This is a genomic window from Desulfocicer vacuolatum DSM 3385 (assembly GCF_900176365.1).
Taxonomy (GTDB): Bacteria; Desulfobacterota; Desulfobacteria; order Desulfobacterales; family Desulfobacteraceae; genus Desulfocicer; species Desulfocicer vacuolatum.
The window spans coordinates 1-21229 of the sequence record NZ_FWXY01000032.1 but is presented as its reverse complement, the minus strand read 5'-3'; the positions used below and the strand labels follow the sequence as shown (position 1 = coordinate 21229).

The window sequence follows — 21229 nt, the reverse complement described above, 5'->3', positions numbered from 1 at the left end:
ATCCCTATTGCTTTGGTTCGCGAAATAAACTTTGAAATGCATCTTTAAACGGTATTAATTGATTCCTTCGCGCAGGTCTAAAAAATGTTATCGGATTTTATATCATGGATATCGCTTTCCTTATGTCATATGAGGTGATGTTTATCGGTTTTTTGTTTTTATCCGATAAGATACTTTTGTAGCAAATCGTTTGACTTCTTTTCACTTTATATTGTAATTAATAGCTGGTAATAGTGTGGCGTATTTTCAAACACGGCCAAGGGAGGGATATGATGACGCAAAAAAATCGACGTACGGGGCTGTTGATTGTGGACAGTGTAAACCGATTTTGTTTCGGTGTGGTGGGCAACGCAATCTCTCCAGGTGACCAAAGACACCCTGGTACGCATGGAAGTCAGCCTGAGCCGTTATCACCCGGACATATCAATATGGACTGATGGGAACTGAAACAGTTCTCCAGCGTAATTAATGGAAGTGTTGATGGCAGCTTTCTATTCTCGGAGATAGAGTATGAAATCCCATGATTATTGCCCCTGTAAACGTATTCTTGTCATTGATGATAAGAGTTCCACTCATCAGGATTTTTGTAAAATTTTGATGAAATCCCATGGATCATCTCACAACCTGGACGAACTGGAGCCAGAACGGTTTGGAGACGAGGGGCAGCCCATGATTTCAACACCATTTGAAATTGATTGTGCCTCCCAGGGAAAAGAAGGGTTGACCATGCTTCAAAAGGCTCGATCCGAGGGCCGTCCTTATGCACTGGCATTCGTGGATGCCCGCATGCCTCCAGGGTGGGATGCTATTGAAACCATATGCCATCTTTGGAAGGCGTGTCCCGATTTACAGGTGGTGCTTTGCACGGCCCATTCAGGTTGTTCATGGCAGAAGCTTCGTCATCAATTGGGAGAAACCGACGGTCTTTTAATCCTGAAAAAGCCCTTTGATAGTATTGAGGTGCTTCAGCTGGCCCACGCTTTGACCCGGAAATGGGAGTTGAACCGCGAAGTCCAGGGCCGGCTTGCTCAGTTGGCCTTTTATGACAATTTGACGGGATTACCCAACCGAACATTATTTCTTGCCAGGTTAACTAAATACCTTGAAAAAGCATCACATGCCAAACACAAAGCTGCGTTGTTATTCATAGATTTGGATAATTTCAAGCGGATAAACGATACCCTGGGCCACAGTGTTGGTGATGACTTACTTCAAACTACATCCCAGCGACTTATCAAATGTCTTAGAGTGGTTGACAGTTTTGAAAGGCCATCGGAAAGTGATATGGCTGCCCGTTTGGGAGGGGATGAGTTTACAGTGGTGTTGCCGGAGTTGAAAAAAAAAGGAGATGCCGGGATGGTGGCTCGACGCATTGTAGATCACATTGGTCAGCCGATGCAACTGGGAAAGCACCAGATTGTCGTTACTCCCAGTATTGGTATTGCAATTTTTCCCGATGATGGTGATACTGTGGAACTATTGCTTAAAAATGCAGATATTGCCATGTATTTCTCCAAACGAATGGGCCCTAATATGTTCAGTTATTACCAGGCATCCATGAATACCCCAACGTTGAAACGCATGACCATTGAAAATCATCTCCACCGGGCTTTTGACGGGAATGAGTTTGAACTGTACTATCAGCCCCAGTTTGACCTGATAACAGGAACTCCCACCGGCGTGGAGGCATTACTGCGATGGCATAATCGGGAGCTGGGAGAGGTGCCTCCCATGGAATTTATCCCCATGGCCGAAGATAGCGGCATGATTGTGGCCATTGGTGAATGGGTGATGCGTACAGCCTGCAGACAGGCCCAGACCTGGTTGGACCGGGGGCTGCCCCTGGGAAGGATTGCTATTAATGTATCTTCAAAGCAATTTATTCATCCCGGTTTTGTGGAGATGATGAAGCGCATACTGTTAGAAATAAAACTGCCCCCCGGTCTGCTGGAAATTGAAATCTTAGAAGAACTTATCCGCGGTGGGGCCCGGGAAATTATTGAAACTTTGAATGCATTGAAGCAAATGAATATTCGTATTGCGGTGGATGATTTCGGCTCCGGATATTCAAGTTTGGCCTGCCTTGAAGAGACCGACATTGATTGCTTGAAAATTGATTCTGTTTTTGTCGGTGGTATTTCCGGTGGAAAAGTGGGGAGATCTGTTGTCAGTGGCATTATTGCCATGGCAGAGGAGATGGACATGCGTGTGATCGCAGAAGGTGTTGAAACAAAGGAACAGGCTGCGTTTTTACGTAAAAAACAGTGTCAGGAGGTCCAGGGATATCTGTTCAGCAGACCAATGAGCACCCCACAGGTTGAAACTTTTCTGTTGAATAATTTGGGCTTTAAAAGCGTTGCAAATAGTGGGCTTGATCATAAGCTGGGCCACTATACATGAGATAATATTTTATTAGCTATAAGGGTTTGTAATTACAAATATTAATTTTTACCGTCAAAATTTTATCACAAAATGGCCGACGTTATGACCAAGCCCCAAAGAGTCAACACTCCCTGAGCTGAAAATCGTTAATTTTTATAGCCGATCTCTTCAGATAAAGGGATTTTGCTTCTGACGAAAATACCCGTGGCCCTTGCAATTTCTTTGTCGCTGGAATCATAAAGAATGGATTCTGCGATGAACTGGGAGTTATTTTTATTTTATTTTGCTGTCACTGCCACAGGCTTTTCTTATACTCCTTTCAAAAAACTTGACAAAAACAAAGCGATGGTCTAAGCATTTTGTACGACTTGTATATACAGTTTTGTATGGCGCTGCTTTTCCCTGGAAGTCACGGAATAAGGCTTTCCCAGAAACAGGAAAACTTGGGTTTTGGGCCGGTGCTTTTCCATTAACGGGCATCCATAAACTTGTCAATGGAGTGAATCATATGCAGCTTGTTATAATCGGCAACAGTGCTGCCGGGTTAAGTGCCCTGGAGGCCTTTCGGAAAAGGGACCGGACGTCTCCGGTCACCGTTATAACAAAAGAGAGTACAATTCCCTATTCCAGGGTGTTGTTGCCATATTATCTGCGTGGAAAAACCACTTTTAAAAATTTGTTTATTCGAAGTGAAGATTATTATTCACAAATGGGTGCCACATGCATAACAGATGCCGTGGTAAAGCTTTTGTCTGAAAAGCAGACACTTATTCTGGAAAACAGTGCCCCTGTATCCTATGACAGGCTGCTCATCGCAACGGGATCTTCCCCGGTTAAACCGCCCATACCCGGCCTGGAAGGAAAGGGGATTCATCATCTCTGGACCCTGGCAGATGTTGAAAATCTCATGCCCTGTTTTAAAAAAGGAAAATCCGTTGTGGTGTTGGGCTCTGGATTTGTCTCATTGCAGGGCGCATGGGCGGCATTGTCCCGGGGGCTTGATGTCACTGTGGTTGAGTTACTGTCCAGGATTATGCCCAATGCCCTGGATGACCATGGTGCTCAGATTTTAACTGCTTCCATGAAACAGTCCGGCGTGGATCTTCGCATCAACACCCGGACCCTTAAAGTTGAACAAACCCATGACGGTAAATTAAAGCTTTACTTTAACAACGGGCATGACCTGGTATCGGATTTTATCATTGTGGGTACCGGGGTGCGGCCCAATATTGATTTTCTTGAAGGGACCGGCATTGAGGTTGATAACGGTGTTGTGGTGAATCATCACATGAAAACAACCCTTCCCCATGTTTATGCAGCAGGAGATGTGGCCCAGGTGCCCTCCACCTTTGGCGGGCCTTGTGTGATCCATGCGCTGTGGCCCACGGCCCTGGAAACGGGCCGCATTGCAGGGGCCTGCATGGCAGGAGAGAATATCTCTTATGAAGGCAGTCTTAATATGAATGTCACACAGATGTTTGGAATCACAGTGGCATCAATGGGCAAATTCATGGATGTTGAAGGGGCAGAAACATGGACGGACAAAACCCTTTCCCATGGGCAATATTTGAAAATATTAATGAAAGACGGGGTTCCTGTGGGTGCCACCTGTGCCGGCGGCTCTGAATTGGTATCAACCCTTGGACTGCTGCGGCCTTTGATCCGGGAAAAGATTTCAATCCAGGGGGACCCGGCAGCACTTAAAAAAATGCTGGCGCAAAATATGACCCGGTATCATCAAGCCTATGGCAAGGGGGCTTCATGCGCTTTATAACCATGGATATAAAAAAATGTGTTGTGTGCCGCAATTGTGAATATGCATGTTCATTTCAGCACACCGGGGACTTTAACAGGGCAGATTCAAACATCCGTGTGGCGTATCATGATGATATTAAAATCTGTCTTCCCCAGACCTGCATGCATTGTGAAGATGCCTGGTGCATGGAGATCTGTCCGGCGGCGGCCATTACTAAGAATGAAGAAACAGGGGCCGTTGAAATTGACAGTGGGCGCTGTGCAGGGTGCAAAATGTGTATTCTGGCATGTCCCTTTGGAAATATTCATTTTGATAAATCAAATCTTATCAGCCGAAAATGCAACCTTTGCAAAGGGGAGCCCCAATGTGTGGCTGCCTGTATTTCAGGGGCCTTGCAGTACGTCACCGCCGGTGACTCATGCCGGAATAACCGTGAGATATTTCAACGGTTTATGGCGACGCTGCACACACCTTTGTAAGGAATCGTTGCTGCGTGGGATAACGTTTTAAAATTCCTGGAAAATCATGGAACAAGCAATGGAAAAAAAACAGCATTACAAATCCATGTGCCGGATGTGCAATAACCATTGCGGCATTAATGTTTATGTGGAAAATGGGCGTGTGGTTAATATTACAGGCCTTAAAGAGCACAGGTGGAACCATGGCCGGCTGTGTGTAAAAGGGCGCCTGGGTGTGGATCTTGTCAATGCCCCGGATCGATTGAAAAAACCTCTTAAAAGGGTGGGCAGTCAATGGCAGGAAATTGATCTTGAACAGGCCTATGATGAAATTGCTGAAAAAATAAAAAAAATTCAACAGACTTGGGGTAACAGGGCCATGGGGATCTGGAAGGGAGAAGCTGTGGGGTTTTTAACCCAGGAAGAGCTGGCCCGGCGATTTGCCCATGCCATTGGCTCCCCCAATTATTTTTCCAATGATTCCCAGTGCTATGTGGGCAGATGGATCGGTTATGCCCTGGTGTCCGGCACCTGGGCAGAACCTGATTTTGCCAACGCCAAATGCACCGTTATCTGGGGAAGCAATCCCCCCTATGCCCATCCCAATATGACCCAGTCTATTTTGCAGGGGCGGGAAAATGGCGGCAGGCTCATTGTCATTGATGTCAGACTCTCTGCCATGGCCCGTCAGGCCGATGATTTTATACAGATTCTCCCCGGCACCGACGGTGCTTTGGCCCTGGGGCTGGCAAGGCAGCTGATCCGGGATGATCTGATTTCCCATGAGTTCATCAAAGGGTATACCCACGGTTTTGATGCCTATGCAGACCATGCAAAAGCGTTCACACCGGAACGGGTGGAAAAAGAGACCGGGATTCCGGCGGAGCGGGTGGTGGACATTGCCCGGAAAATAGGAAATGCCCGTCCCAAAGTATGTATTTATGCAGGAAACGGCCTTGAGCACCATGAAAACGGCATTAATAATGTGCGCGCCATTGCCTGCCTTGACGGGCTTCTGGGAAGTCTGGATGAAGAGGGGGGCAATTTTATTCCGGAAAAAATTCCTTTAAGAAGTTTGACCTTGTATGATGAAAAACCCCTGCGCCACCTGGGGCCCATTGGGGCAGATAAATTCCCGGTGCTGTATGATTTTCGCCAGGAGTGTCACACCATGAGCGCCATGGACACCATTTTGACACAAAAACCCTACCCGTTAAAGGGAATGGTGCTCACCGGGGCAAATCCGGCCCTGACCAATCCCAACAGCCGGAAGGTGATCCAGGCCCTGAAAGCATTGGATCTTTTTGTGGTAAGGGAACTTTTCATGACCGAAACCGCAGAACTTGCCCATTATGTGCTGCCGGCGGCAACCTATCTGGAGCATTCTGAACTCCACACCTATCCTGTTTGTCAAAGCATTGGCATCTCTCCTGAAATTGTGACCTTCCCTGAATGTGATTATGATTATATGTTCTGGAAAAAGCTGGCACATCGCCTGGGGGCATCACACTATTTTCCCTGGGAGGATGAAAATGAGTTGAATCAATGGATTTTAAAGGACACGGGCATCACTGTGGAGACTCTTTTTGACCATCCGGAAGGGTTTAAATATAAATCCAGGCATTTTCAAAAGTATAAAAAAGAGAAATTTAATACCCCTTCGGGTAAATTTGAATTTGTTTCTGATTATTTAAAGGGCCATGGTTATTCCCATGTACCCGAATATATTGCCCCCACCTATATGAGTGATCCAAACCCGGAATATCCCTATGTTCTGGTGACAGGGGCCAGAAAGTTATTTTATTGTCATGGGAGAAATCGAAATTTTAAGCGGTGCCGCACCGCCATTCCCCATGGAGAGATCGAAATGCACCCCCATGATGCCCGGCAGTTGGGGGTGGATACCGGAGATGTGGTCACCGTGACCTCCTCTGTGGGGTCTGTGGATATTCCTGTGACCGTGGTGCCGCATTCCCATATCCTTCCCGGTGTTACCCAGATCACTCATGGATGGAAGGAGAGCAATGTAAATCTCATTACCCATGATGACCGTAATGATCCCATTGACGGATTTCCTTTGATGAAATCCGTGGAGGTTAAAATTAAACCCAAACGTCAGGAAGATGGGGAGTGAGGCTGCAATGCGCTTTACCCATCGGAGGGGGCGGCATGTAGCATTCTCAATATTCGGGCTTGATCATAAGCTGGGCCACTATACATGAGATAATATTTTATTAGCTATAAGGGTTTGTAATTACAAGTATTAATTTTTACCGTCAAAATTTTATCACAAAATGGCCGACGTTATGACCAAGCCCCAATATTCATTGTGTCTGACAGGAGATGCCCGTTATTGAAAAATTCAACTTTCGGGCTTCATTTCAAAGCCGGCATTTTTAAATGTATCGATGGGGTCAGTGTGCCGACGGGGTCAGGCTTTTGTTATTGATGTTATCGACCAAGGCCTTTGCCAACGAAAAAAGCCTCGATAATGTCAATAACGAAAGCCTGACCCCCACCACGAAATGCGAACACCGAAAGTTGAGTGAAAAATAACTTGATTGAAAAAAACAATTGGTTGTATATACATAGAAGAACCCGTTACAAATCCGTTTGAATTGACAATCAAGACCTGAAAACGGCATTCTTCATGCCATGCTCAGGAATGGATTGCAATGTCAGGGTCATGTAAAAAATTAAAATACACTGCTTTTCAACGGATTGGGGGACTGAAATGGGCAAGTTTTTTTAAAAATGCATTCCGAAAAGGAAAAAAATGAACCATTCCATGCCGCAGAGCCATGAACCAAGCATCATTGATTCAAAAAAGGGTGTTTTCAGCCTTTCAAAAATCCCTGTAAAAGATATTCTTGCCTATGTGCTGGTAATGGCGGGTGTGGTATATATCATCCTCAAGGGCGCTTCAGAACAGGGGTATTTCTGGCAATGGTATCAGGTTCCCAAGTATTTATTTACCCTGGAGGATGGCTCTTTTACCGCAGGACCCCTGCTTCAGGGCTTGAAAGTGACCTTGAATATCACTTGGATCAGCATGATTCTGACCTACATCATCGGGCTTTTCACGGCCCTTTTGCGGTTGTCTGATTCCATTGTGGGCAGGGCCTTTGCCCGCATTTATCTTGAACTTGCCCGAAATACCCCCCTTATTGTTCAGCTTTTTTTTATTTATTTTGTTGTGGCCCCGGTTCTGGGCATTGATCGGTTGTTTTCCGCCATACTTGCTTTAAGTCTGTTTGAAGGGGCCTATGCATCGGAGATCTATCGATCCGGCATTGTGTCTTTGCCACGGGGGCAGTGGGAGGCTGCCCACAGCCTGGGGTTGTCGGGGTTTGACACCTACCGCAAGATCATCCTTCCCCAGGCCATCAGAAGAGTATTACCCCCGTTAACCAGCCAGACAATTTCTTTAATTAAAGATTCCTCCCTTGTCAGCGTCATAGCTGTTTATGAGATGACCATGCAGGCCAATGCCATTGTGGCAGAAACGTTCTTAACCTTTGAGATATATTTTACCATAGCTGCCATATACCTTTTTATCACGGTTGCTTTGTCGCAGTTAGTCTCCCTGCTGGAAAGAAAGTTTAAAGTTTACAATTAAATTATACCCGTTTGTTAGTACTACGGCGGAATTTTGCCAATTTAAGTATAACTGCCATGGGCAGACCGAGGTCAGAATACGGTCCACCCGTGGCGGTTTATATGAAAAAACCGCCTCCAAGGCAAGCTAAGGCAGAGCCGCCCCCCCCGACGGGCAATAGGAACCGGACAATTGAGCTGTCTACAGTTCCGGTCCGGGCCCATTGCCCGTCGGGGGGGGCGGCGGTATAATACCATTTGGCTCCGCGTCTACGACCCTATATTTGTTGTGTTCGACAGGAGATGCCCGTTATATAAAAAATTTAGTAAGGGACTCAGACCTATTGATTTTATTGGTGGGATGATTTTGACAAAACAAAACCACTGCTTTACCGGCTGTAAAGTAGAACCCAAGGAATACCCGGGTGCTCCATGGATACAATAATCAGGATAAAAAACCAATGAGGACATCATGAATGTAAAAAAATTGGGTGACCATATCATTACGGTGGACAAGGTGTGTAAAACCTTTCCAAACGGTGTAAAAGCGTTGTGTGATTTTTCCACCAATATCCGCAGGGCTGAAGTTGTTGTGGTCATTGGCCCTTCGGGATCGGGGAAATCCACTTTTCTAAGATGCCTCAACGGCCTGGAAGAGATTGATTCCGGTGAAATCATTTTTGACGGAATCCCCCTGGATCATGATAAGAAAAACAGGTTGAAGATTCGCCGGGAAATGGGAATGGTGTTTCAATCCTTTAACCTTTTTCCCCACATGACAGTGCTGGAAAATATCATGCTGGCCCAGAAATTGGTTCGCAAAAGTTCCACCGGGGTGGCAAAGGATGTTTCCATGGAACTTCTGGAAAAGGTGGGCATCCAGGACAAGGTGTCAGCCTATCCCGGCCAGTTATCAGGGGGGCAGCAGCAGCGGGTGGCCATTGCCAGGGCCCTTGCCATGAAACCCAAGGTGATGCTGTTTGATGAAGCCACAAGCGCCCTGGACCCGGAGATGATCGGTGAGGTTCTGGATGTGATGAAGACCCTGGCCCGGGAGGGCATGACCATGATCTGTGTTACCCATGAACTTGGGTTTGCCCAGGAGGTAAGCGACTGGGTGATCTTCATGGACCAGGGAAAAATTATTGAAGGGGGTACGGCTGACCATTTTTTCTCAAACCCCCAGGAAGAAAGAACAAAACTTTTTTTAAGCCAGATTTTATAGCTTTGATGTATCATCCAAAAAAGAAAATGGATGCCGGAAACGGCTCCTCAAAAGGGGGTGATAACGGGTTCTTTACGACAATGGGAATGTCAACTGCCCTTTCTGAATCAAAGAGTCAAAAAGGGACTCCTTGGCGAAAAGTTGAAGATTAACATTTAAGAAACTGGAGAACAGCATGAAATTTCGTTTAACCGGCACTATTATCACGTTAACCTTTCTGTTTTTTATGATCAGCACTCCATTGGTTCTGGCTGCAAATATACAAAAAGATCTGGCCAAGAGCAGCACCGTTGAAAAAATTCTTCGCAGTGGAAAGTTGAAAGTGGGAATGGCCACCTTTGTACCCTGGGCCATGCAAAGTAAAACCGGGGAATGGGTGGGCTTTGAAATTGATGTTGCCAAACGGCTGGCCCAGGACATGGGTGTTAAAATTGAATTTGTCCCGACCAAATGGGAGGGGTTGATCCCGTCACTCCTCACCGGCAAATTTGATATCATTATTGCAGGTATGATGGGTACGCCCCAACGGGCATTGAAAATCAACTTTTCCCAACCCTACGATTTCACCGGCACCCAGGTGTGCATCCATAAAGATTACAAAGATAAAATTAAAACACCCATGGATCTAAATGATCCTGCGTACATTGTATTGTCCCGGGTGGGCGTCACAGCGGCGGAAACAGCCAAAAAATACCTTCCCAAGGCCCAAAAGAGGCTGTTTTCCGATAATGGTTCCATGGTCCAGGAGCTTTTGAACGGTAAGGCAACAGCCATTATTCAATCCCTGCCAGAGCCTGCCCAGCTGGTGGCAAAAAATCCTGAAACCCTTGCCCTTGTTGAAGGAACCCTTACAAAAGAACCCATCAGTATTGGTGTAAGAAAGGGTGATCCCGACATGCTGGCTTACCTTAATAACTGGATTGAGGTGGTCAGGGCAGAAGGTTTTCTTGAAGAAAAAGCAGATTATTGGTGGCGCAGCATGGATTGGGCTTCTTTGCTGGAATAAGATCCCAATTGTTTGTCCCATGACGCATGGATGTGGTATTTTCGGCAAATACCACATCTTTTTTTTAACATTGGCCAAGGATGTCTGACCCCATGAAGAAAAAACGATATTTCACCCCCACGGATTTGATGCTCAGCGTGATGTTCTTGTTGTTCTGCCTTTTTATTGCATACCGGATAAAGGTGGGGTTGAACTACAACTGGGCCTGGGATTCCATTTTTCAATTTCTTTTTCGGTTTGACAATGAAAGCAATTCCTGGGTCTCCGGCCTCATTATGACAGGCTTTTACACCACCATTCGGTTAAGTATCTGGGGGATTCTTTTTGCCACTGTTTTCGGGGTGGTATCGGGCATTGCCAGAACTAGCTCCATTCCCTTGTTTCGATGGCTTGCCACCACCTATGTTGAAACCATGCGCAATCTGCCGCCCCTGGTCATCATTTTTATTGCGTATTTTTTTGTGGGGGATCAGCTGTTATATCCCCTGGGCATTGATGACTGGGCAGAAACCCTTTCCCCCACCGGTCAGAACATTATTACCGTTTTGTTTGCAAAACCAAGCCAATTGACATCCTTTCTTGCCGCATTGATGACCCTTGCCATTTTTGAAGGGGCTTATATCACTGAAATTGTGAGGGCCGGCATTGAATCCATTGACCGGGGGCAGTGGGAAGCGTCCCACTCCCTGGGACTGACACGATATCAGCAGATGCGTCACATCATCCTGCCCCAGACCTTCCAGCGCATCATGCCCCCCCTGGCCGGACAGTTTATTTCATTGATTAAAGATTCCTCCATTGTGTCGGTGATTTCCATCCAGGAATTGTGTTTCCAGGGCATTGAAATCATGACCGGTACATTGCACACCATTGAAATCTGGATTGTGGTAACGCTTTTGTATCTGACCTTGACCCTGCCGTGTTCCCTGGTTGTGGAACGGCTGGAAAACAGCATGTCCCGGGGGGTACACTGAGACCTATTATTCCTACTTTTTTTGATTTAAAATATCCGGATTAACAACCCCGTGCAAATGGGGAAATGCATCCACCATGTGGGGAATCTGGGTGGCCTCCATGAGATGGTGGGGAAATCCTTCCTCCAGGGTTAATTCCACATATTGCATTTTTTTAACAAGCATATCTGCCTCTTGGCGAAGGGAACGGTTCAGCAATGTCATGCGGCATCCATCCCCGGCGGCATTGCCCACCGGTTCTATTTCATCTATTTTGCAATCTGGAAACATCCCCAGCACCAGGGCCAGGGAACAGTCAATGTGGGAGCCAAAGGCCCCGGCGATTTTCACCTTGTCCACCCGGTCAATGTTCATTTTGCGCATCATGATCTTACTGCCCGTATAAATGGCTGCCTTGGCCAGTTGCACCTGGCGCACATCCTTCTGGGTGATGACAATATCCTTGCCGATACTTGTCTCATTGGCCCAGGCCAGTACAAATTCGGGCATTCCTGTTTCCGGGTGTTTGCGAAGCCGTGGGGATTTTTGTTCTTTTTTGGTAAAGGCTCCGCCCTTTCTGATGATGCCTGCCATGTAAAGCCGGGCCACGGCATCCAGAATGCCTGACCCGCATATGCCTTTGGTGTGCATCTCTTGGGGTTTTGAATAGCTTTTCCAGGGTTTTTGGCCAACAACCTTGTAATCCACCTCCCAGGTGTCCGGATCAATGGAGACCCGTTCAATGGCCCCCGGGGCCGCCCGCATGCCAAATTCGATCTGGGCACCCTCCAGGGCAGGCCCTGTGGCACAGGAAGAACAAAGCAGTGTATCTTTATTGCCAAGGATGAGTTCGCCGTTGGTGCCGATGTCCACAATCAGCTCAATTTCATGGGATGTATGGAGCTGTCGCGCCAGCAAAACCCCCATGGTGTCCCCCCCCACAAATCCCGCCACATTGGGCAACAGAAAAATGGATGCCCCGGGGTTTATCTTGATGCCAAGATCCCTTGCCTTGATATCAACACTGTGATTAATGGTGGGGGCAAAGGGGATGGCCCCCAGGTTTTCAGGGTTGAGCTTCAAAAGAATATGGTGCATGGTGGTGTTGCCGCAGATGGTGATATCCTCGATATCTTCCACACCCGGGCTCTGGGGAAGGGCAGTGCTGTCCAACGGAAGCTGCTCTGACGGGCTATCAGCGCTTTCTTTTGCCTGGCACACCGCGTTGACGGCATCCCTGATCAGCCCATTAACGGTATTGATAATATCGTCATGCATGCGGTCAAGCCCATGTGCATGGGCCATGTGATAGCTGATTCTGGAGAGAACATCCTCCCCGTATTTGCATTGGGGATTGATACCGGATACCGTTGTCAGAACATCCATGGTGGTGAGGTCGCACAGATATGCGGCAATGGTGGTGGTGCCGATATCAATGGCCAGGCCAAGGGACGTTGTGGCTTTTCCCGGCCTGATTCGGATGATCTCCCTGTCCATCCAAACCGTGACGGTGATGCACCATTTTCCCTTTGTCAGGGCATGACCAAGGCATTGCAGTGCATGGACATCAATGGTCAGAGACGATAGAGCAAATTGGGTTTCCAACGCCTCACAAACTTGTTCAAAATGGCCCAGGGGTTTGTCAAATGTGGATTCTTTCAGTTCAATGTAATATGACTTCACAGCAGGGTCCGGTGTGATGTGTATGGTGCCTGCCGCCTTGCTCACCACCTGTTTGCCTGCCCGGGATGATTCAGGAACAAACACAAGCAGATCACCCTTTATCCGTGTGGCACATCCCAGGCGATATCCCTTTTCCCGCTCTTCCGGGGCAATGTATTTTTCTTCAGATACCTGCCAGGGGCCTGCATGGGAGGGTTTTGATTCAATGCCGAATCTCTGGAAAACACCCTGTTCAATGCGAACTTTGCATTTACCGCACACCTGCTTGTCTCCGCAAAGGGCTTCAATATCCACCCCCAGCTGCCTGGAGGCTTCCATGATGGAGATGCCCAGGGGCACCTCTCCCCTGAGACCCGAAGGTTGAAATATGATCATTGCATGGTTTTTGTCCATGGGAGAACCGCCTTTTGACCCTGTTTTTTGAATTGTATATACAGATTTGCTGAGCCTAAAATCATTTCCCGGCGGTGTCAAGAAAAAAATCTCGACTTTATGAACTAACAATGTCATATCTACTGATTGCAAGCCTTGTTCCGCTGGATGTGCCCGCACCGTAAATATCCGGCCGGCACCCCGTCTTCACTCATTTGGGCCTGCTCACCCTTGGCAATGGTATGCTGCGCAGTCCCAAACAGGAAAATATGGGGCACCGGCCAAGCATTTACAGAACCAACTCGAATATTTGCCCTTTTCTTGAACACAACCATTTGAACCTGAAGAGATGAAATGAAGAAAAAATATCCCAAATATGAGAAAATAAAGGACTATATCATCCAGGGTATTCATTCCAAAAAATTTACCCATGCCATTCCATCGGAAAATCAGCTGGCAAAACAGTTTGGGGTAAGTCGCATGACAGCCCGCAAGGCCTTTGATCAACTCCATGAGCAGGGATTGCTGGAGCGCATTCCCGGCAAGGGCTCCTTTGTTAAAAAAAACAACCATTATACATCGGGATTTTTCTGGATTCGTCCCTTTAAAAAATGGGCTGAGGATCTTCATGTTGAACTGACTTCTGAAATCTTGGATGCCAGGATCATTGATCCCCCGGAAAATGTCGATAAGATGCTGGCCCATGACGGAAAAGTGGTGATCATTCGTCAGCTCTGGTTTTTTGACAATAAGCCGGTGCGATATGCCATTCGATATCTGCGTGCGGACAAGTATGCCGGTATGCTCTGGGAAAATCTCCAGGAACGTTCCATCCATGATCTTCTGATCAACAAGTATGATATTCCCATTAACAGGGCCAGTCAAAGCATGACAGCCATTGTGCTGGATCAGGAGATGGCACCGCTTTTTAAGGTGGACCCCGGGTATCCTGTGTTTCGTATCCAGCGGGTTCTTTATTCAGCCGAAGAGCCGGTGACCTATGTTGAATTTTACATGAGGGGGGAGATGGCTTTTATGGATACCTTTACCCCCCGGCTTGAAAGCTCTGATTTTGTGGAAATTGATGAGTGAAAAATGCTATGGGTGTTCCAGCTGAAACCGGGCCGTCACTGGATAGTGATCCGATGGAAACCGATTGTCAAAGGTATCCATGATGATCTTTTTATCGCTTACTGTCAACGGGCCGCGATACAAAATCCAGTCAATGTGTCGTCCGGTGTCATGGCCTTTGAAATCATGGAAGGTTGTTTTATAATGGTTGGCAAACACTTCGGAAAACCCGGCTGATTGAAACCTTTGATATGCGGCACTGCCCGGGGCTGCATTAAAATCGCCTGTGATGATCACCGGTGTCTTTGGGGGAAAATCATCCAGAAAAGAAAGCACCAGCCGGGCACTTTCGTCCTGCACTGATTCTTCAAAATCAAAGTGGGTGTTGGCCATGATCACCCGGTGATCCCGGATCTGAAAAAGTCCCATCACACACTGGCGGGGCCATTTGCTTCCGGGCAGTTTTGACTGAACATCCGGAGTGTGGCTGAGAAAATAGTGTTTTTTTTGTAGACAGCAAATGTCGGTGCAAAAAAATATGCTGTTGCTTTGCCACCATGGCACCCCTGGATTGTACCATCCGATAAAACCATGGGCCTTGAGCCGGCGTTGTAAAAATCCCATCTGAAAATGGTTGAGCTCCTGAAATCCAATGATATCAGCCGGGTATTGCTTTAACAGTTTTTTAATAAGGCTCTTTCTATAAAGCCAACCGTTGTTTCCATCCCGGGCCAGACCAAATCTCATGTTCATGGTCATTATGGTTAACTCTGGAGAAACCGCCACATCCATTTTGATGGCTTTTTTGTCATGAAATGCTATGTCATTCACCATTTTGTTTTTTCCACTCTTTTTTGTGATCAGGCTCATATCCTATGACCTAAAAATCAGGTTTCATTTTTGAAAAATCGGCAAGTCTTAAAAAAATGATGAAATCATAACATCCTTTTTTTTCTTTTCAAAGGATTCCTGTTAATTCGTTTTCAGATAAAATTTTTTTATGGCTCATTTCTTGGAGTTTGTGAATCATAAGCATTTAAGTAGATTTGTTGATTTTGAATTTTTCACCCACTGTTTCCAGTAGCACCCCCGTATCCGTGGTATCCCGGGTCCTGCCGTGAATTATTGCAAAAAAAGTCGGCATCTTTCATACAGCTTCAAAAGTAGTTTACACTTTTTCATCAAGTTTTCCCGGGAAATGGGTACATCTGTCTGAAAAGTGTAAACTGAAAAATGAAACATGCCAAAAAGTCAATGCATGCAAGACGGATCTCCCTGGACTCTTGGGCCATTTCAGGATGGCGAATTTTATTGCTGTTTTTTATGATATTTGATAATTAAGTGGACTTCTCTTCTGGATCGGTGTCAACATGATCCGGGAATCCTTTGATCAAACCGGATTCTCCACGAGCACAACGTATTCAACGTATTTTAACATTTGCCTCCCTTGCGCCATTTTTTTAAAACCGGCATCATGAGGCCCTAAAGCGAGTAACCCATGACAATTCTGACCCACCCCATAGCAAAACCCCTTTCCTGCAGGCACCATTACCTGGAAGAGCTTGCAGCGATCATAAAACTTGCCCTTCCCATACTGGTGACCCAGCTCGGCGTTTCCGCCGTGGGATTCATCGATACCATGATGGCCGGCCATTACAGCAACAACGCCCTGGCCGGAGCGGCTGTGGGCTCAAGCATCGGATTTCCCTGTATCATTGGCCTGAGCGGAGTGATGATGGCGGTCACCCCGATCACGGCCCAGCTCACGGGAGCCGGACATCTGAAAGAGATCGGTCCCAAGGTGAGGCAGGCTCTCTGGCTGGGCATCCTGATCGCCGCCCTCCTCTTTGCCGTGTTCTGGCACATGGACACCGTTCTTGAAATGATGAAACTTGACAGTGAGGTGATAGCTATTGCCAAGGGCTACCTTGTCGGGCTCTCTTTGGGATTACCGGCTGCAGCCGGTTATTTTGTCCTCAAATCCTATGTGGAGGGCCTTGGTGACACAAAACCACAGATGATTATCTCTGTCATCACCGTTGGCTTCAACTATGTGGCGAATGACATCCTCATCCACGGAAAATGGGGATTCCCTGAGCTTGGCGGAGCCGGGTGCGGCTATGCAAGCGGGCTGACTTTCTGGCTCTTTTTTTTCTGCATCCTTGTCTACAGCCTGGTGAACAAACAGTGCCGAAAAGCCCAGGTTTTTTCAACCCTGTCGCTTCCCTCGGCAAAAGGAATCATGGAAATCCTTAAACTGGGGCTTCCCATTGGCGGCACCATCTTCATGGAGTGCAGTATCTTTGCCTGCATCACCCTGTTTATAGGTGTGCTGGGAGCAATAATCGTGGGCGGGCACCAGATCACCCTCAACTATTCAGGCCTTGTCTTTGCCTTCCCCTTGAGCATCGGCATGTCCATCACCATCCGGGCGGGACACGCCATCGGTCGGAAAGATCCTGAAGCGGCCCGGTTTTCCTGTTTAATGGGCTGTGCCCTGGCCCTGGGGATTTCCCTTTTGACCCTCACCTTCACCCGGCTCTTTTCCCATGAAATCGTGGCCATCTACACCACGGATCCCGTGGTATCCGTCATTGCCGTATCACTCTTGCAGATAGCTGCCCTTTACCAGGTCTCGGACGCCATTATGACCACCTGCCAGGGAGCGCTCCGGGGATACAAGGATGCCAACGTGACCCTGCTTTTAACCTTTATAGCCTACTGGGTCATCACCCTTCCTTTGGGCTATGTCCTTGCCATGACCGACCTTGTGGTGCCGGCATTGGGAGCAAAGGGGTTCTGGCTGAGCCTCATCGCAGGCCTCACCATTTCCGGTGTGTTGCTTTTATCACGCCTTTGCAGGGTCAGCAGCAAGCACATCAAAAAAAAGTACCGGAAGGGGCTGGCTTAATGCCAATTTTTCTAACACCCGGGAGAGACCACCATCCATGACACACCACAGCCACCGGCTGATCCCAAACCCATGGTGGATAGCAGATTTACTCAACTTTCGGGCTTCATTTCAAAGCCAGCATTTTTAAATGTACCGATGGGCTCAGTGTGCCGACGGGGTCAGGCTTTTGTTATTGATGTTATCGACCAAGGCCTTTGCCAACGAAAAAAGCCTCGATAATGTCAATAACGAAAGCCTGACCCCACCACGAAATGCGAACACCGAAAGTTGAGAGATTTAAATATGTGTTTATCACTTTCCAGGCACAGATAGATAGATTTGCCTATGGGTGACAAGGGCATTGAAAACTTTTCTGGAGTTTTTATCCTTATCTTATTACAGATTCTGGTTTTTCAAAGTACCACTGCCACATGAGGCCAAAACCCATCCCAAAGGCATCATCAAAAGGTTCCTGAAAATCTTCGTATTTAACCTCGCAAAAGGCATATAGTTGTTTCCAAATATTGACTCCGAGCATGCTTTGTCCTGAAATGCTGTCATGGCGGTATTCATTCAATGGGTTATCAAAGTCTATGTCACACCATGTACTGGAAAAGCAGCTTATCCTCCCGATATTAAATGGAATTTTTAGGTAAGGAGAAATCATCCACCAGTTGTGTCCTTGCCGACCATCCGTGCGAGCCAGAAAGACGGTGATGTCAAAAGTAGCATGGATTCTATTAAGGAACTTGCTTATACCTCCAAAAGTTCTGGTACCTCGCCAACGGAAACCGAAATAACAACGATCATCCGTAAAGGTTGCTATATTATATTCCATGGCCACATCAAACATTTGCAGAACAATGTTATCTTCGGCAATACCGAATGTGTTCAAAGGCTTGAATAGGTCTAAGCTTCCGCAATGGTTTTTCAGATTGGTTTCATGGTGGCCATGGGCACCAGTAAAATCAACGAACCCATAAAGCTCCAGATCAAATGGCAAATCGTTGGTTTCAAATTCAGGCGTCAATGTAATGTATTCTCTTTCTGTGTCATATTGATAAGAGATGTTAGACCACCAAAACTGTTTCGCTTGATCCTCAGCGCACCCAATCCCTATACTAACAAAATGCTCAAAAACGATAATGGCCAGAAACCATACAAGATACTTACTCATTTAGATTACCTCCGTGATTCCTCCATTGTGCTTAACGATTCGATGTGGATGCCACGCCCAGCGTGGCGTACTTTGTGATGGAAATCTTTACCCCACATACTGGGTGCGTGTGCCCAAAATCTTGGGGTGTGATATTTTCCACTATGTCTCTATTTGTTGGCCATCCATCATTTACTTTCCTCTTTTTTTTTTTGCGTCCCATAATTGACGGTTAATTCTAAAACAAGCCCGAAAGGAGCGCTGTTACCAGTCGATTCAAATACGGTAAAGCAAGATACACGCCATAAAGTTTTTGCTATTAATTCAAGTGGGTTGAAAAAAACATTTGATAAATTTTACCATATGTGCCAAGGTTTTTTGTCATATACGATAGTTTTTCCATTTTACATCACATGCGACAGATATCAGGGGGAAAGTGGTGACCATTAGTGACAAGGAGTTCTTCCACCAAGCGTCCAAACGAATTTGCGGTAACTTGGACGCAAAAAACATGCTGACAGACATTCGCAAGTATCTTGAAAATTTCATGCCCGCTCAAACCCTGGATTTAAACACATATGATCCGGAAAACCGGGTACTTAGCAATATCGCTTCTGCAAGTTTCTATTCTGAAACGCCATCGTATTATCCGGTCAAGTTGTCCAAAGAAGCCGCACTATTCGTTGAAAAGGGTCATTATGGCCCGGTGGTTAGCATGATTAACCGATCAGAAATGCAGCCGGTGGCAAAACAGTTTGAACTGAAAGCAAAACAATCCCCCCTTTGCTTTTTGCTGCTACACCTGCAAGTAGCCGGTAAAAGGTGTGGTGAACTTGTGATTTCAGCACAGGGGCGAGACTTATTTTGCAAAGAACACGCTCATTTGCTGGAACTCCTGCACGATCCTTTTGCCATTGCCATTGCAAACATCTTAAAGCACCAGGGAGTCCTGCGCCTGCAAAAGAAGCTATCCGATGACTACCGCTATCTGGCCAGCGAGTTGCGCCAGATTGCAGGGACAGAAATTATTGGTGAAGAGGATGGACTAAAACCCATCATGGAAATGGTTCGACAAGTGGCCCCATTGAATAGCCATGTGTTGCTCTTGGGGGAAACCGGCGTGGGAAAAGAGGTTATTGCCAACGCAATTCACTATTCTTCGCTACGGCACAGCGGTCCATTTATAAAGGTCAATTGTGGAGCATTACCCGAAAACCTGATTGACAGTGAACTCTTCGGTCATGAAAAGGGGGCTTACACTGGTGCCGGAACAGCCCGTAGAGGCCGATTTGAGAGGGCTCATGGCGGCACGATTTTTCTCGATGAAATTGGTGATCTTCCCCTTTCTGCACAAACACGGCTTTTACGTGTAATGCAGGACAAAACCATCGAACGGGTGGGAGGCAGGGACCCAATCAAGGTGGATATTCGCATCATCTCCGCCACACACAGGGACCTGCAACAGATGGTCCTTGAAAAATCTTTTAGAGAAGATTTGTGGTTCCGGCTCAACGTGTTTCCAATAACGATTCCGCCGTTGCGACATCGAAAAGCTGATATCCCAGATCTGGTTAAGCACTTCATCCAAAAGAAATGTCAAGAAATTAGAATTCCAGTCCATCCGACGATCTCGTTGATTCAAATGAAAAAGCTAATAGAACATGATTGGCCCGGGAATGTGAGGGAGTTGGAAAATTCAGTTGAGAGAGCCCTTATACACGCCTTAGCCGGCACTCCTGATGGAGGACTAATTTTTGATGGTATAGGCAGGCCGCATCGGCAATCCCATCCTCTATGCCCCAGTTTCGAACAAGACGTGCTAACACTGGATGAAGTGATGCGGAATCATATCGAAAATGTTCTTTTGTTGTGTAACAACAGAATCAATGGCCCAAATGGGGCTGCCTGCCGTTTGGGTGTAAACCCCAGTACACTCAGGCACCGCATGCGTAAACTTGGCATCACGTTTGGAAAAAGAAGAGAAGTAACTGGAAATTAGCTTGGTGCAGTTCAGGAACAAAGTGATCATTGTCAAAAATTTTGGAGTATTACTCCCGATATGTGGATGAGTTTACAAAAAAATATTGATTTATGGCAAACATCTCATTTTTCCAATGAATGGCGATCTGTCAAACCGTTACCACCAAATATAATTCATCCATACGCATAATATGTTGTTGGTTGAAGCATGAAGTACATGCGAAAAGCTAAAAAGAAACTCACTCCCGCATAAAAGCGCGGCCAGAAAAAAAGCTAAAGCAGAAAGACAAAAAAAATACAAGTGGGTATTCATGAATGGAAAACAGGTTCGAATCAAAAAAGCATCCACAATGGTGAATACATCAGGCAAAATACTGATCCAATGTGGTTGCATCAGAACGAAATGTGGGAGTATATTCAAATCGAAGATGCTTGAGGATTATTATTTTGGGTATGCGCTAATAAAGCAATAAGCCTGACCGTGAAAACGTTTGCCGATTTTCGAAAAGGCTATTGGCGCGGCAGGTTATTTCAACGTTTAATGCCTCAGAAGGGAATATTTATGGAAGCACTATTAATCATAGACATGCAAATTGGTTCATTTAGATTCTTATCTCTTATTTTCGTGTTGTTTTGGCAAAAGAATTATGTAGACTACTCATAACTATTTGCCAATTCAGGGATTATCACCATTGAT

14 protein-coding genes are annotated in these 21229 nt (G+C 46.5%); 11 read left to right on the top strand and 3 right to left on the bottom strand.

The features are described 5' to 3' along the window. Positions 1–510: 510 nt before the first annotated feature. The 8 genes from B9A32_RS19105 to B9A32_RS19070 all read left to right on the top strand — a co-directional run bounded on the left by B9A32_RS19105 (position 511) and on the right by B9A32_RS19070 (position 11398). Complete coding sequence (locus B9A32_RS19105; protein ID WP_084071564.1) at positions 511–2400, top strand: GGDEF/EAL domain-containing response regulator; 1890 nt, start codon at positions 511–513, stop codon at positions 2398–2400. A 490-nt stretch (positions 2401–2890) separates the two neighbouring features. Continuing rightward, positions 2891–4156: an NAD(P)/FAD-dependent oxidoreductase gene (locus B9A32_RS19100; protein ID WP_084071563.1), complete on the top strand. Its 1266-nt coding sequence runs from the start codon at positions 2891–2893 to the stop codon at positions 4154–4156. Continuing rightward, positions 4144–4617: a 4Fe-4S dicluster domain-containing protein gene (locus B9A32_RS19095; protein WP_084071562.1), complete on the top strand. Its 474-nt coding sequence runs from the start codon at positions 4144–4146 to the stop codon at positions 4615–4617. The genes B9A32_RS19100 and B9A32_RS19095 overlap by 13 nt, the downstream gene beginning before the upstream one ends. 58 nt (positions 4618–4675) lie before the next feature. Then, a complete protein-coding gene (locus B9A32_RS19090) occupies positions 4676–6730 on the top strand; it encodes a molybdopterin-containing oxidoreductase family protein (protein WP_212638024.1) in 2055 nt (684 codons plus the stop codon). Positions 6731–7372: 642 nt separating this feature from the next. Next, on the top strand, positions 7373–8215 hold the full coding sequence (locus B9A32_RS19085; protein ID WP_232367240.1) for an amino acid ABC transporter permease: 843 nt from the start codon (positions 7373–7375) through the stop codon (positions 8213–8215). A gap of 450 nt (positions 8216–8665) precedes the next feature. Beyond that, positions 8666–9418 (top strand): amino acid ABC transporter ATP-binding protein, encoded by a 753-nt coding sequence (locus tag B9A32_RS19080; protein WP_084071560.1) that lies wholly within the window; start codon positions 8666–8668, stop codon positions 9416–9418. A 175-nt stretch (positions 9419–9593) separates the two neighbouring features. Then, positions 9594–10424 carry a transporter substrate-binding domain-containing protein gene (locus tag B9A32_RS19075; RefSeq protein ID WP_212638023.1) on the top strand — a complete coding sequence of 277 codons (831 nt, stop codon included), beginning with the start codon at positions 9594–9596 and terminating at the stop codon, positions 10422–10424. A gap of 92 nt (positions 10425–10516) precedes the next feature. Continuing rightward, on the top strand, positions 10517–11398 hold the full coding sequence (locus tag B9A32_RS19070; protein ID WP_232367239.1) for an amino acid ABC transporter permease: 882 nt from the start codon (positions 10517–10519) through the stop codon (positions 11396–11398). A gap of 12 nt (positions 11399–11410) precedes the next feature. Here the strand turns inward: B9A32_RS19070 and B9A32_RS19065 are convergent, their stop codons facing one another. After that, entirely contained in the window at positions 11411–13435 is a 2025-nt protein-coding gene (locus B9A32_RS19065; protein ID WP_212638022.1) for an ASKHA domain-containing protein, read from the bottom strand. Positions 13436–13786: 351 nt separating this feature from the next. Between B9A32_RS19065 and B9A32_RS19055 the strand changes: the two genes are divergently transcribed. After that, the gene (locus B9A32_RS19055; RefSeq protein WP_084071556.1) at positions 13787–14524 is read left to right on the top strand and encodes a GntR family transcriptional regulator; all 738 of its coding nucleotides are present in this window, start codon (positions 13787–13789) and stop codon (positions 14522–14524) included. 6 nt (positions 14525–14530) lie between these two features. Here B9A32_RS19055 and B9A32_RS19050 read toward each other — a convergent pair whose 3' ends face one another. Continuing rightward, complete coding sequence (locus B9A32_RS19050) at positions 14531–15373, bottom strand: endonuclease/exonuclease/phosphatase family protein (RefSeq protein ID WP_232367238.1); 843 nt, start codon at positions 15371–15373, stop codon at positions 14531–14533. 628 nt (positions 15374–16001) lie between these two features. On the opposite strand from B9A32_RS19050, the gene B9A32_RS19045 reads away from it, so the two are divergent. Beyond that, on the top strand, positions 16002–17414 hold the full coding sequence (locus B9A32_RS19045; protein WP_084071555.1) for an MATE family efflux transporter: 1413 nt from the start codon (positions 16002–16004) through the stop codon (positions 17412–17414). Between the two features lie 370 nt (positions 17415–17784). On the opposite strand, the gene B9A32_RS19040 is transcribed toward B9A32_RS19045, so the two are convergent. Beyond that, positions 17785–18573 (bottom strand): hypothetical protein, encoded by a 789-nt coding sequence (locus tag B9A32_RS19040; protein ID WP_084071554.1) that lies wholly within the window; start codon positions 18571–18573, stop codon positions 17785–17787. A gap of 418 nt (positions 18574–18991) precedes the next feature. Between B9A32_RS19040 and B9A32_RS19035 the strand changes: the two genes are divergently transcribed. After that, positions 18992–20551 (top strand): sigma-54 interaction domain-containing protein, encoded by a 1560-nt coding sequence (locus B9A32_RS19035; protein WP_084071553.1) that lies wholly within the window; start codon positions 18992–18994, stop codon positions 20549–20551. Positions 20552–21229 lie beyond the last annotated feature (678 nt).